The organism is Bacillus sp. 01N45 (assembly GCF_056399205.1).
The window spans coordinates 445,785-459,812 of sequence record NZ_JBFTQW010000002.1 but is presented as its reverse complement, the minus strand read 5'-3'; the positions used below and the strand labels follow the sequence as shown (position 1 = coordinate 459,812).

Annotated in this window: 13 protein-coding genes and 1 other annotated feature; of the genes, 12 read left to right on the top strand and 1 reads right to left on the bottom strand. The window is 32.5% G+C overall.

What is annotated here, in order from left to right; all coding sequences use genetic code 11:
- Positions 1–53: 53 nt before the first annotated feature.
- Positions 54–935, bottom strand: a complete 882-nt coding sequence (locus tag AC1DMU_RS06565) for a protein kinase (RefSeq protein WP_088063600.1) — start codon at positions 933–935, stop codon at positions 54–56.
- 127 nt (positions 936–1,062) lie between these two features.
- Here AC1DMU_RS06565 and AC1DMU_RS06560 point away from each other — a divergent pair, with 127 nt between their 5' ends.
- The 12 genes from AC1DMU_RS06560 to AC1DMU_RS06505 all read left to right on the top strand — a co-directional run bounded on the left by AC1DMU_RS06560 (position 1,063) and on the right by AC1DMU_RS06505 (position 13,902).
- Positions 1,063–1,575 (top strand): GrpB family protein, encoded by a 513-nt coding sequence (locus tag AC1DMU_RS06560; protein WP_088063601.1) that lies wholly within the window; start codon positions 1,063–1,065, stop codon positions 1,573–1,575.
- Between the two features lie 114 nt (positions 1,576–1,689).
- Positions 1,690–2,220, top strand: a complete 531-nt coding sequence (locus AC1DMU_RS06555) for a hypothetical protein (RefSeq protein WP_061678537.1) — start codon at positions 1,690–1,692, stop codon at positions 2,218–2,220.
- 12 nt (positions 2,221–2,232) lie between these two features.
- Complete coding sequence (locus tag AC1DMU_RS06550) at positions 2,233–2,907, top strand: response regulator transcription factor (protein WP_071723193.1); 675 nt, start codon at positions 2,233–2,235, stop codon at positions 2,905–2,907.
- Complete coding sequence (locus AC1DMU_RS06545) at positions 2,904–4,319, top strand: HAMP domain-containing sensor histidine kinase (protein WP_088063602.1); 1,416 nt, start codon at positions 2,904–2,906, stop codon at positions 4,317–4,319. The genes AC1DMU_RS06550 and AC1DMU_RS06545 overlap by 4 nt, the downstream gene beginning before the upstream one ends.
- A 107-nt stretch (positions 4,320–4,426) precedes the next feature.
- Positions 4,427–5,413 carry a zinc-binding dehydrogenase gene (locus tag AC1DMU_RS06540; protein WP_088063603.1) on the top strand — a complete coding sequence of 329 codons (987 nt, stop codon included), beginning with the start codon at positions 4,427–4,429 and terminating at the stop codon, positions 5,411–5,413.
- Between the two features lie 249 nt (positions 5,414–5,662).
- The gene (locus AC1DMU_RS06535; RefSeq protein ID WP_088063604.1) at positions 5,663–6,262 is read left to right on the top strand and encodes an undecaprenyl-diphosphatase; all 600 of its coding nucleotides are present in this window, start codon (positions 5,663–5,665) and stop codon (positions 6,260–6,262) included.
- Between the two features lie 364 nt (positions 6,263–6,626).
- On the top strand, positions 6,627–8,765 hold the full coding sequence (locus tag AC1DMU_RS06530) for a penicillin-binding protein (protein ID WP_476941483.1): 2,139 nt from the start codon (positions 6,627–6,629) through the stop codon (positions 8,763–8,765).
- A gap of 177 nt (positions 8,766–8,942) precedes the next feature.
- Positions 8,943–9,201: a binding site (T-box leader), on the top strand.
- A 65-nt stretch (positions 9,202–9,266) separates the two neighbouring features.
- Positions 9,267–10,505 (top strand): MFS transporter, encoded by a 1,239-nt coding sequence (locus AC1DMU_RS06525; RefSeq protein WP_088063606.1) that lies wholly within the window; start codon positions 9,267–9,269, stop codon positions 10,503–10,505.
- A gap of 104 nt (positions 10,506–10,609) precedes the next feature.
- Positions 10,610–11,635: a serine hydrolase domain-containing protein gene (locus tag AC1DMU_RS06520; RefSeq protein ID WP_088063607.1), complete on the top strand. Its 1,026-nt coding sequence runs from the start codon at positions 10,610–10,612 to the stop codon at positions 11,633–11,635.
- Positions 11,636–11,841: 206 nt separating this feature from the next.
- Complete coding sequence (locus AC1DMU_RS06515; RefSeq protein WP_000353194.1) at positions 11,842–12,309, top strand: DUF1453 family protein; 468 nt, start codon at positions 11,842–11,844, stop codon at positions 12,307–12,309.
- 79 nt (positions 12,310–12,388) lie between these two features.
- Positions 12,389–12,895 carry a DUF3189 family protein gene (locus tag AC1DMU_RS06510; protein WP_000576339.1) on the top strand — a complete coding sequence of 169 codons (507 nt, stop codon included), beginning with the start codon at positions 12,389–12,391 and terminating at the stop codon, positions 12,893–12,895.
- A 200-nt stretch (positions 12,896–13,095) separates the two neighbouring features.
- A complete protein-coding gene (locus AC1DMU_RS06505) occupies positions 13,096–13,902 on the top strand; it encodes a DegV family protein (protein WP_000831941.1) in 807 nt (268 codons plus the stop codon).
- Positions 13,903–14,028 lie beyond the last annotated feature (126 nt).

Genomic DNA, 14,028 nt, shown 5'->3' with positions numbered 1-14,028 from the left:
TATATGTATTATACATGATTATAGTAGAAACTTTATGTTTTTAATAATATAGGTTATATCTTTTCAGCATTTGCCACGTTTATCCACTCTTCATAAAATACTTTAACTGATTCATATCGTTCAGCTCGGCTTTCATTTACAGCACGATACGCTATTTCATATAAATTCCTACTTGCTTCCCATTTTGTAAAGGAACGATCTTTTCCATCTCCTAAAATTTCGAAAGCCATCGCCCCCATATTAAATACATTTGTTCTTGCATCAATCATAGCATTTAGCTCAAATTCTTCAGGAGACATAAAACGCGAGGAGCCCCATAATCTTCCCATTTTATTCACATATGGTTTTTTAGAATATAAATCAATATCACAAATCTTCGTCTCATTTGTATGAAAATTATATAAAATACTACCGTCATAAAAATCTAATGCTACATAGTTTTTCTTTTCGACATATGTATGGAAAGAAAAGATGGAATGTAATGATTGAATTCGTTCCATAACTGATAAATGTTTAAATTTATAAAATGGAGAGCTTGGATTAGTATATTTTTCAGGAGGCGGAAAACTCCAATGCGAATGGAGACATTCACCATCAAACCAATCGAAAATTAATACATATCCAGAGTGAACTGGAAAGTGTTCAATTAGTTTTATAAGCGAGTCATGCTTTAATTCCTCATATAGGAAAACCGATTTTTTTAACCTTTCAATAGCGTCTTTCACAGTTCCTTCATATGCAAGTGTTTGTGCCCCTGCATATTTAATAAATTTCTTACGCCCATCTTTTTCTACACCAAAAGATAGATTGCCTGAATCTTGCTGGTCAAAAACCGCAAATACGTTTCCTAATTTCAATAGCCAATCAAAATTATGATGTTCTTTTAACTGGAATGTAACTTGATTCAATTGAATTTCAACTGGAATATCTTTCATATTATACCTCGCATTTATTATAATAAAGTTGTATATTTCAGTATTCGACATATTTTGTGAAAATCCTATGTTAATCACATGAAATTTTATAAATATAATAATAAAAGATTATAAGAGGGTGGATAAAATGGAACAACAAATCGTTATTAAGCCATATGAAAAAGAATGGCATAAAGAGTATGTAATAGAAAAAGAGAAATTTATTTCTTTATTCGGAGGAGATTGTATTGCTATTGAACACATAGGGAGCACATCTGTACAAGGATTAGGAGCGAAACCTCTAATTGATATGATGATTGGTGTAACTGATTTGAAAATTACGGAAAAGTGGATTGAAGCGTTATTAAAAATTGGATATGAGTATGTTCCAAAAGAAACACCCAATCGACGTTTTTTTAGAAAGGGAAAATGGAGAGCTGGTACCCATCATTTGCATGTTTATATTTATAATAGTGAGGAGTGGAAGAATAACATTTTATTTCGTGATTTTCTTATAGAACATAAATGGGCACAGAAAGAATATAGAGAATTAAAAGAGGAACTTGCAACTACATATCCTTTTGATCGTGTTTCATATACAAAGGAAAAGGCACCGTTTATTCAAAAAATAATACAGGAAGCTAAAAAGATCGCTAAATAAAATTAAGTGATCTTCAAATTCTCATTTTATTTTAATCTTTCTCTCATGTTCCTTTCTTTTTAATTTGATATTCTGCTTGTTACAGAAGGTTTATAAGGAAGGAGCTTGAATGAATTGGAGAAGCTACTAAGAAATAAATATTTTCATTTGTATGTTAAAATTATAGGCATTACTATTATTTTTTGTAGTATAGCATTGTTATTTATTAATGTAATATACGGCAACGCATTAAATATGAAATGGTTAAATAAGAAATTAGGTTCTTTCGGTGAATACGGGGCAATTTTAGCTGCATCGTTATGGATTTTACGTCATATATGGTTATTTTTAAAAAAGAAAAATATAATTGGGTTTAAATTGATAAAGGATGTATATCTTTTTATTAAAAAGTTTCACGTATTAATTGGATATACTGTATTAGCTGTATCAATTACTCATGGCATTTATTTTTTATTAAAAGGAAGTCGGCATCTGCTTATATTTTATAGTGGTATATTCTCTCTTTTCATTTTAATCATACTAGGAATCGTTGGATTTTTCTTACAGAAACATAATAAAAAAACAAACTTGATATTGTATAGAAAAGCACATCAAATCATTGCAATTATATTTGGGATAGGATTACTCATTCATTTAACTGTATAGGAGGAATTACTGTTGCAACACATATTAATTATTGAGGATGAGGAAAGTTTAGCTGATTTTTTAGAATTAGAATTAAAGTATGAAGGATATAAGGTAGACATTCAGTTTGATGGAAGGAAGGGATTAGAAGCCGCACTTGAAACAAATTATGATCTTATTTTACTTGATTTAATGCTGCCTGGGTTAAATGGACTAGAAGTGTGTCGTAGATTAAGGGCAACTAAAAATACACCTATTATTATGTTGACTGCACGCGATAGTATTATGGACCGCGTGACAGGATTAGATAGCGGAGCCGATGATTATCTTCCGAAACCATTTGCAATTGAAGAGCTGTTAGCGCGAATGAGAGTTATATTTAGACGAGAAGAACATATAGAAAATAAACATGTTTCATCTCTTACATTCAAAGATTTACAGCTCCAGATTGAATCGCGAACGATTACGAAAGGAAATGAAGAAATCGAACTAACAAATAAAGAATTTGAACTATTACTGATGTTTATGAAAAATATTAATAGAGTACTTACCCGTGATGTTTTATTGGATCAAGTATGGGGATATGACGCGATGGTTGAGACAAATATCGTTGATGTATACGTTCGTTATTTACGTAACAAGTTACATAGTGTAGATAAGGAGGAATATATCCAAACGGTCCGCGGTGCTGGATATATAATGAAATGATCAAAAATAGTGTGCATCGAATTCGAAATCTACCTATAAAGTGGAAATTAACACTTTGGTCCACTACTCTAGTATTTATTTTATTCATTTTATATAGTGCTCTGCAGTTTATTGTAATTAATAAGTGGACTATAGACTATGAACAGAAACAAATAAATAGACAAGTGACAGAAATAGCGGCCTATTTCCAAGATAAAAATGATAGCCTTTCGAGTAAAACGTTTGAAAACAGTAAAGATTTCTTAAACAATATGATTGATAAACATCAAATGATTCGTATTATCGGTATGAACGGGAAAACAATTGTTTCTGTTTCTCGAGAGTTTAATGAATCGTGGATAAAACCAAAACAAGTTACACATGAGGAATTATTTATAAAAAGACATGTAGAAGATCGCATATTAGTTAAGCGTATACCAATTCAAACAAAAGAGTTCACTGGTACCATTGAACTTACGAAAAACTTAGAGGCTTTCGATCATTTATTAAAAATTATTCTAGTGGTAATGGTTATTGCCGGAATATGTGGATTAATCTTTAGTTTTTTAGGTGGGCTACTAATCACGAAAAAACTATTATCAAGCGTTCAAAATATAACGGATACGATGAAACGTATAAAGAAAAATGGACTAAATGAACGGGTTCCAGTACGTGAAAATAATGATGAACTTGCAAAATTATCGTTTCTTTTTAACGAAATGATGGATGAGGTAGAAACTTCTTTTACACAACAGAAGCAGTTTGTAGAAGACGCATCCCATGAACTGAGAACACCACTAACAATTATTCAAGGACATTTGTCTATGTTAAATCGGTGGGGGAAAGATGATCCAGCAGTTTTAAATAAATCGCTTCAATCCAGTTTAAAGGAAGTTGATCGTTTAAATAAGTTAGTTTTAGAATTGCTAGAACTATCAAGAGCTGAATCAGAACAGATGCATCCAATCGCAGCTGATCCAGTCCATGTAAATAGCATATTAAAACAAGTCTCACAAAATTTTGCCGTACTTCAAACTGAATTTCAATTTGATATGAAACTGGGTGGAGATGTGGCATATGTCTCAATACCTTCATCTTACTTAGAACAAATTATTATTATCGTAATGGATAACGCAGTGAAATATACAAAAGAAGTTAATAAATATATTTGTATTGAATCTAGTGTACAATCAGGGAAAGTTAAAATTTGTATCATAGATCGTGGAGCGGGAATACCCGAAGCTGATTTACCTTTTGTTCTTAACCGCTTTTATCGTGTGGACAAAGCAAGAAGTCGAAAACAGGGTGGAAACGGTCTAGGTTTGTCTATTGCAAAACGACTTGTAGAGAAATACAACGGAACGATTCAAATAGAGAGTAAAGAAGACGAAGGAACAATCGTTACGATTACACTGCCTACCGTTTCACTTTAATAATTCAAAAAGAAGGGATGTTTTGTGCATTCCTTCTTTTTTACGGTCAAATTATTTTGTTTATTTCGAACTTTCTAGTACATTAGAAATATAAAGGGGGAATAAAAATGAAAGCTATCGTACATCAATATAAAGCTGGATTTGAAGGGGTAGAATATAAAGTATTACCAGAGATAACACCTAATGCTGGAGAAGTGAAAGTGAAATTAAAATCAGCCGGCTTAAATCATCGTGATTTATTTATAATGAATAACAGAAAAGAAATGCAATTACCATTAGTTCTAGGGTCAGATGGTGCAGGTATTGTTACGGAAATTGGAGAAGGGGTTTCAGGTGCTTTATTGAAAACCGAGGTTATTATTAATCCTAGTATTGGATGGGATAATATTGCAGAAATACCTGAGTTACCAGAGGTGTTAGGTGGACCGAAGGATGGAACGTTTGCTGAATATGTTATTGTGCCAGCTGAAAATGTAGTGGAAAAACCGTCATATCTTACTTGGGAAGAGTCTGGGGTTCTATCTTTATCGGCACTAACTGCATATAGAGCGCTTTTTACAAAGGGTAGATTAAAGTGTGGAGAACATGTTTTAATTCCAGGCATAGGCGGCGGTGTAGCGACATTTGCCATGTTATTTGCAAAAGCAATTGGTGCAAAAGTAAGTGTTACTTCAAGGGTAGAGAGTAAAAGACGGTTTGCCGAAACATATGACGCAGACTTTTCTTTTAATAGTTCTGGAAATTGGGAAGAGAGTTTAAGCGGAGAGAAAGTAGATTTAATAATTGATAGTATAGGTCCAGCAACATTCTTAAAATACTTTGATGTATTAAAACCAAATGGGAGAATTGTTAATTTTGGTGCAAGCTCAGGAGATAAAATTGAATTACCATTACGAGCATTATTTTATAATCAAATCGATATAATGGGAACATCTATGGGTAGCCGTGAGGAATTTCATGAAATGGTTAAGTTTATAGAGAACCATAAAATTAAACCAATTATTGATAAAGTATATTCGTTAGAAGAAGCTATTCAAGCGTTAAGTCGTATGGAACAAGGAGAACAATTTGGTAATATCGCACTTCGTATGTAATAAAAATATGATTTCGCAACTAGTATATTTAAATAGCTATGTTATGTATTCTACACATAAAAAGCATATGATTCGTATTATTTGAAAGGTTTTTCAGCTTTATACATAATTAGCCGTTATAATTAGTCTTACTATTGTCAAATGAGTACTAGTAAAATGAGAATTAGATGAGAAAAGTTTAAGCCCATTTTCATATTGATGTTGTATACTGTGTAAATCAAGAACGCTTTTATTTAAGGAGAGAGTATTATGAATTACACAGTATTTCAATGGTTTAATAATTTTGCTGGATCATCCAAACTATTAGATACGCTAATGATTGCTATTACAAATAGTGCTGTATATGTAGCAATTTTGTTTATGTTTATCTTATGGTTTAATAATGGAAAGAAAGTCAATGCCATTAAAAAACAATATACAGTGTTATATACGACACTTTCAGTCATTATCGCTTTACTAGTAAATGTTGTGATACATGCGGTATATTACCATCCACGTCCATTTGTATCACATGATGTACATCAATTAGTACCACATGCAGCAGACTCATCATTTGTTAGTGATCATTCAGTACTTGTATTTTCCATTGCATTTGTATTTTTACTTAGAGGAGAAAAACTTAAATATGTCGCTCTTATTTGGGCAGTATTAGTCGGTGTATCACGTATGTACGTAGGTGTTCATTATCCTCTAGATATACTTGGTGCTGCTTTCTTAACATTTATTACGAGCGGCTTAGTAATGCAAAGTACACGTATGTGTGAACCAATAGCGAGATTTGTATTTAAAATGTACGCATTGGTAGCGAAACGAATTCCTTTTCTAGCGAAATATAATCATATAGCTTAATTTTTATAAATAACTATTTGTAAGTTTGTTTAAAAGTTCGCCTTTGGAAATCCAGAGGCGAACTTTTTTATTGTGCATAAGAAAAGGGTATTTGCATTAAAAGAGTGGCGAAAGAACAAGTAGGTTAGCACCTATTAAATTTGTAGTTTATTATAAATTAATCATCACGTTACGGAATATTCATAAATTTCACGCACCGTACTATAAATAGAAAAATAAAATAAATACAGAAACAATAACTACTTTCAGAACGATTTAAAGGAATTAAAAGGTAAAGTTCGAAACATATAGTATTGAAAGCAAAAAACTACATAATTTAAAGCACACCATCGTAGCAATTAATTGTGAAAGAAAGGAGATAAATATGCATAAACTTGAAACGAATAAAGGTGCGCGGTATTTTATGGTTGCTTTTATTGTTTTGTTTCTTATTATGCTTTTGCGGTTTTTCTATATTCAGGCAGTAGGTGTCGTACATAATGTAGATGTAAAAGATCTAGCAATTGAACAACATAATAAAAATGGTGTTTTGGAAGCGAATCGTGGCACAATATATGATCAAGCTGGAAAAGTGTTAGTCCAAGATTCCACAACATATCGTGTTGTTGTGAATTTAAAAGGAACAAATAAAGTGAAAAATAAAGATGAAACTGCAGAGCGATTAGCTGATGCGCTTGAAATTGATAAAGAGGACGTATTAAAAAATTTTCATGATGGACGCACGCAAGTTGAAATTGGAAAAGTTGGCCGGAATTTATCTAGAGAAGTAAAAGAAAGAATTGGAAAATTAAAAATTCCAGGGGTATCTTTTATGTCAGAAAAAGCAAGAGTATATCCAAATGAAGATTTTGCATCCTATATACTTGGTTTTGCGAGATCTGACGATAAAGGAAATACAGAAGGAAAATTTGGACTTGAAAAGAGCCTGAATAAATATTTGCGCTCTACAAACGGGAATATAGAATATGTGGGAGCACCAAGAGGGATCCCGCTTACAAATGATATAGGGAAAATAGAACCAGCTAAAAATGGGAATAACGTATACCTTACGCTCGATAAACAAATTAATAGTTTTTTAGAAGAAGCGATGAATAAAGCGCAAGAGCACTATGATTCTTCTATGTTAGTAGGAATCATAGCGGATCCAAAGACAGGGGAAATTTTAGCAATGTCTAGTAAACCTAGTTTTAATCCTAATAAAGGCGATATCGAATATTTTTTAAATGATCCAATCGCAAATGCATACGAACCAGGTTCAACAATGAAAATATTTACGTTAGCTGCTGCAATAAATGAAGGGGTATATAACGGGAAAGAATATTTCCAATCTGGAAAATATTCAGTTGGTTCATCTGATATAAAAGATCATAACGGTGGGTTTGGATGGGGATCTATTACATTTGATGAAGGCTTCGAAAGATCATCCAACGTAGCTTTTTCTATTTTAGAAGATCAGTTATTGAAACCGGATAAATTTAAGCAATATATGAATAAATTTGGATTCAACCAAAAAACCGGAATAGATTTACCTGGCGAAAGTAAAAACACATTATTATTAAATACACAAATTCAACAAGTCACAACTTCTTTCGGACAAGGTTCTACAGTAACTCCCATTCAATTAATCCAAGCAGCTACTGCTATAGCAAATGACGGAAAAATGATGCAACCATATATCGTTGACAAAGTTGTAAATCCAATAAATAAACAAGTTATTATGGAAAATCAACCGAAAGAAATTGGGAATCCAATAAAAAAAGAGACAGCGGACAAGGTAAGAGACTTAATGGAGCGTGTTATTACGTCTTCAAAAGGTACTGGTACAATGTATAAAGTGGATGGTTATCCAATAGGAGGTAAGACAGGAACAGCGCAAATTCCGAATCCTGAAAATGGACGATATATGGAAGGAAAAGAAAACTATATTTTTTCATTTTTAGGAATGGCTCCGATTGATGACCCAGAGTTAATTGTATACTTAGCTATTAAGCAGCCAAAGTTAAAGGGAGATGAGTATGGAGCTCAGCCGCTCGCTGAAATATTTAAACCAGTTATGAAAAATAGCCTTGAATATTTAAAAGTGAAACCATATACAGAAAAACAAATGGCAGATGCAACGAAACGATCCCAATTAAAAGTACAAAACTATGTCAATCAATCAATGGATACAGTAGAGAATAGTGTGAAAAAAGAGAAGCTCCAACCGATAATTTTAGGCGAAGGAAAAATAATAAAACAATATCCGCAATCTGGTGAAGTAATGAGTGAAGGGGATCGTATATTTTTATTAGGGAAGAACGCAATAATGCCAAATTTACAAGGTTGGTCCATGCGTGATGTTATGTATTTCTCTAAACTATTAAAATTAGAATTAAAGACTACAGGTACGGGCTATGTAACGAGTCAAAGCATTGAAAAGGGACAAGATATACAAGAAGGCGATGCATTAGAACTAAACTTAGAACCACCTTTACAACCGTTAGTAGAGGCGAATACAAATTAATTCGGACAAAGTGAAGGGTCTATATACAATAGGCTCTTTATTTTATAGATTTAAGTAATTTCACGCACCGTAATTTTTAGAAAAAATAATAAATAAAAGAATTAACAGAAACACGTTATTAAATATCTGATTATTTTTTATTTACAGTTAAATATTTCTGTGATAATATGGAAAAAATCAAATGCAGTGAAGAGAAGAGTAAATAAAATGAATTTTTCACAGAGAGCTCCATTTAGCTGAAAAGGAGTAAAAATTCTTTATTGAACCAAGCCTCTGAGCAGCACATCGGAACCTTTTATTAGGGGGTGGTGTGACGGGAGCTCCCGTTATAGAGCTATGGTATAAGCATGATTTACAATGCAGTACCTGATAAGGTTAATATGGCGACATATTAACAAACTAGGGTGGCACCGCGATGATAAATCTCGTCCCTAAGACTAAAAGTCTTGGGGGTGGGATTTTTTTATTGTTTCAAAACAATTTGGAAAGCGGGGGCCTAAAATGAAAAACTTACTTAAAGATTGGAAATATCCTTTATTACTACTGTCTGGAGTTGGTATTGCGAATTTAGGGGCATGGATTTACTTAATAGCACTGAATGTACTTGTCTATAATATGGGAGGCTCAGCCTTAGCTGTTGCTACTTTATATGTAATTAAACCATTAGCCGCCTTATTTACAAACGCATGGTCAGGAAGTATGATTGATCGTTTAAATAAACGGAAGTTAATGATTCACCTCGATATATATCGTGCGGTATTTATCGCTATTTTACCTCTACTTCCATCACTTTGGATTGTTTATGTATTCGTATTCTTTATCAGTATGGCCAGTGCAATTTATGAGCCAACTGCTATGACATATATGACGAAATTAATACCAGTAGAGAAAAGACACCGTTTCAACTCATTACGTAGTTTAATAGGATCTGGTGCATCATTAATTGGTCCAGCGATAGCGGGAGTATTGTTAATAGCAAGTACACCGGAGTTTGCTATATATATAAATGCTATAGCATTTCTCTTATCAGGAGTAATTACATTGCTGTTACCTAATCTTGATAAAAAATCCGATATTACTACGTCAAATGATAAGTTATCTTTAGCTGTACTAAAAAAAGATTGGAACATCGTTTTAAATTTCAGTAAAAAATCTTTATATATCGTTTTTGTGTATTTCTTATTTCAAGGGATGATGGTTTTAGTTGCCGCAACTGATTCACTTGAATTGTCATTTGCGAAAGAAGTTTTATTGTTAACAGATAGTGAATATGGCTTTTTAGTTAGTATTGCTGGAGCCGGGTTTATTTTAGGAGCTATAACAAATACAATTTTATCCAAAAAAATAGCGCCTTCATTTTTAATTGGAATAGGATCATTATTCATAGCAATCGGTTATTTAATTTATGCTTTTTCAAATGAATTTTTAATAGCTGCTATTGGATTCTTTATTTTATCTTTCTCTATGGCGTATGCAAACACAGGATTTTATACCTTTTATCAAAATAATGTCCCTGTCCATATCATGGGACGGATTGGGAGTATATATGGGCTTGTGATTGCGGGCATCACCATTTTAATTACGATTTTGTTCGGAGTTGCAACTCAATTTATTTCTATACAACTTGTGGTTATTGTAGGCTCATTGGTAATGCTGCTTATAACTATCATATTGTGTGTATTTACTTTATTGCCCTCACATTCTAAAGTGCATTCCTCTGAGTCAATCAATTCAAAATAGTAATCTTGGTTTTGATTTACGGTATTCAATAGGAGGGTTTACCCTCCTATATATGGAAATATAAGAAGGGTGAACAATATTGATAAACGAAGGTGGTTTTTGTAATGAAAACAAAAGATCAAATAGACAGTATTGTAAAAGAAATGCATCAGCATATAGATTTCTCTGGGGTAATTTTAGTAAAAGAAGAAAAAGGCTTAGTCTATGAAGAGGCGTTTGGTTACGCAAATCGCAATGAATGTATAAATAATACGCTACAAACAAGGTTCGGAATTGCCTCCGGTTGTAAAATATTCACTGCTATCGGTATCTGTCAACTTGTTGAGAAGGGGATAATTACTTTTCAAACAAAGTTAAAAGATTGTTTACGCATAAACTGTCCAAACTTCAATGAAGATATTACAATACATCACCTTCTGACGCATAGTTCGGGTATTCCAGATTATTTTGATGAAAGTATTATGGATAATTTCGAAGATCTTTGGGAACAAACTCCTATGTATCTATTAAAAAATTTAAAAGACTTCTTACCATTATTCCAAAACAGAAATATGATGTTTGCACCTGGAAGTAAGTTTCATTACAACAATGCAGGTTTTATCATACTGGGATTAATAATCGAAGAACAGACAGGATTTGAATTTACGGAATATATAGAAAAAAACATATTCAATCCAATTGGTATGAATGATTCTGGCTATTTTTCTTTAGATAGTTTACCAAGACACACAGCTTTAGGATATATAAAAGACGAAATTAACCAAAATTGGAGAACAAACGCCTACTCTATACCAATAAAAGGTGGTTCTGATGGTGGTGCTTTTATTACTGCGCCAGACATGCTGAAGTTCTGGGAAGCGTTATTTAACTATGAAATCATAAGCCGAGAATATACAAACATGCTTTTAACTCCTCATATTCAAGTAAATAATAATCAGTCTTACGGCTATGGAATATGGATTGAAACAAGAGAAAACAAGATATTCAAATATCATGTAATGGGATATGATCCAGGAGTCAGTTTTCGCTCAGCCGTATATCCAGGATTAGGTATTACAGTAGTTATTCCGTCAAATAAAGGAGCGGGTCCTGAAAAGATAATGAAAGAATTAGAAAACTCTTTTTCATAAGGTTAAAAGAGTTTATGAACGCATTAATAAATGCAAAAAAGACGTACTATTTATTTGTACGTCTTTTTTGCATAAACAATGCTTAAAACTGATGGGAAATCACATTCTATATTTTATAATTTTTATTAGCTAGTTTATTTAAAGTATGGAATGAAAAGAAGCGAATATAATTTTCAAATGTAAACAAGTAAATAGGAGGACTCTAAATGGATATTCTATTTGTTATTCTACTTGTTGTTTTTATAATGATATTAATGCAAGGTAAAGAATATAAAGTGAATATTAATCGTATTTGGTTCATTCCGACTTTGCTGTGCTTTGCGACAATCCAGTCTATTATTCATATGGGACAATTAACTATATTGAAAGTATTACTATTCGTTGTAATGCTGGGGATTGGATTGGGCCTTGGAATGATTAGGGGAAAAGTTTTAACATTTCGATTAGATAGTGAAACAGGTCATGTATTACGCAAAGGAAATTGGTTAAGTACAATTATTCTACTTGCCATTCTAGGTACGAAGGTTTTGATTAAACAAAGTATGTTTTCTAGCAGTACTCACTATACATTAATGGTTGTAACAAATACCTTTTTATGTATCACATTAGGTACTGTAATTAGTAAACGATATTATATTTGGAAAAAATATAATGAATTAATACAAAAAACATGAAAGTATTCATCCATTGTTTAACAGCGCCGTGAACGGTAATACTAAATAACATTGAACTTTTACAACAAGGGATGATAATATGATATTCATTTATACAGATTTTGGCGGAACACATTCAACTTCACTTGCTGCAGCTTATCATTTAAATAAATTACCAACGGATCGTAAGTTAACGAAAGAAGAAATTTTGAATGTAGATTACTTTAATAAATTGAAAACAGAGGATATGGGCAAAATCATTTTTCATGGAATAGACGAAAATGGTAATCCGGTTTATACAATTGGATGTGGTGCATCAAAAGTCGTTGTACCTGCGATGAAACATTTAGGAGAGATTTTGCAAAAACATTATCAAAGTCATGAAAAGATTATTTTTTCTAATACATCACCAACAGTGCCTTTACCAATGACTTTCGGTGGTCTGTTTTCTAGAAGATTTCACATCGACTTCATCGGCGTACCGTTACTCGTATGGGGAGCGAAACTTTGCTGTGATAACGTACAAAGACTTGTTAGTTATACGAAAGAAGCTGGTCGATTGACAAATGATTATGTTGTAATTTTAGATAATGAAACCTTTAAATAATGTATAAAAAGAAGAAAATCGGGCAAATACTTCGGTTTTCTTCTTTTTTTCGTGAAAATGACAAAAAATATTCACATTTAATATCCATCTACTATAGCCAAAACAATAAAGTCCTGTTACTATTACAGGGATATTCTCTTTTCGTAACATAAATATATAGAAAAGTCAGAAAAGAGGAATTGAATTAAGGGAGGAACAACATGAAGCGTGTTGCTTGGATTACTGATAGTACAACTGCGAGTTTTACAACAGAAGGAGATAACTTTGTTATCCCAATTGAAGTTATTATTGATGGTGTGTCGTACAAAGATTGTGAAGAAGGTGTGCGTGAGCGCGTCTATAATGCGTTAAACGAAGGTAAAACTGTCACTACATCACAACCTAACATAGGGGAAATGGTAGAGTTATTTTCGAAATGCAAAGAAGAATATGAAGAGGGATTTGCAGTTGCTATTAGCGGAAAAGTAAGTGGAACTTATCAAAACATGAAGTTAGCTGCAGACATGGCAGGTTTCCCATTAACGGTATTGGATAGTGAAACAACAAGTTATCCAATGGATGAACTAATTAGAAAAGCGAAATCGTTATACAATGATGGTATGACGTTACAAGATATACACAAAACATTAGTAGATGAAAAAAGAAGACCTTTCCACGTATTCCCGAAAAGTTTAAAAGGCCTTTACGCAAGTGGACGTGTAAAGGGAGTTCAATTTTTACTTGGAAGTTTATTAAGTGTCAACTTAATATTAGAAGTAAAAGGTGGAGAGCTTTTACTTGAAAAGAAAGTTCGCAAAATCCAAAAATGTCGAGAATACATTAAAAATGAACTCGAAAAAGAATTACCAAAAGTACTTCATATGTTCCATGCTAACGATAAAGATGGAGCTGAGGAATGGATTTCAGATATTAGAAAAGCATTCCCTGAAATGGACTTTAAACTATATCCATTACCAATTTCATTTGCGGTTCATGCAGGTGAAGGTACAATAGCAATTAGTTATTAAGAGGAAAACCCGTGAATAATTCACGGGTTTTTTATTTAATTGAATTGAAATTGGAGGCATATCACGTCGCCATCAAACAAAAAGGCTCATTTTATTGTTTTGAGGAGCAACCAATCCCTCAACTTG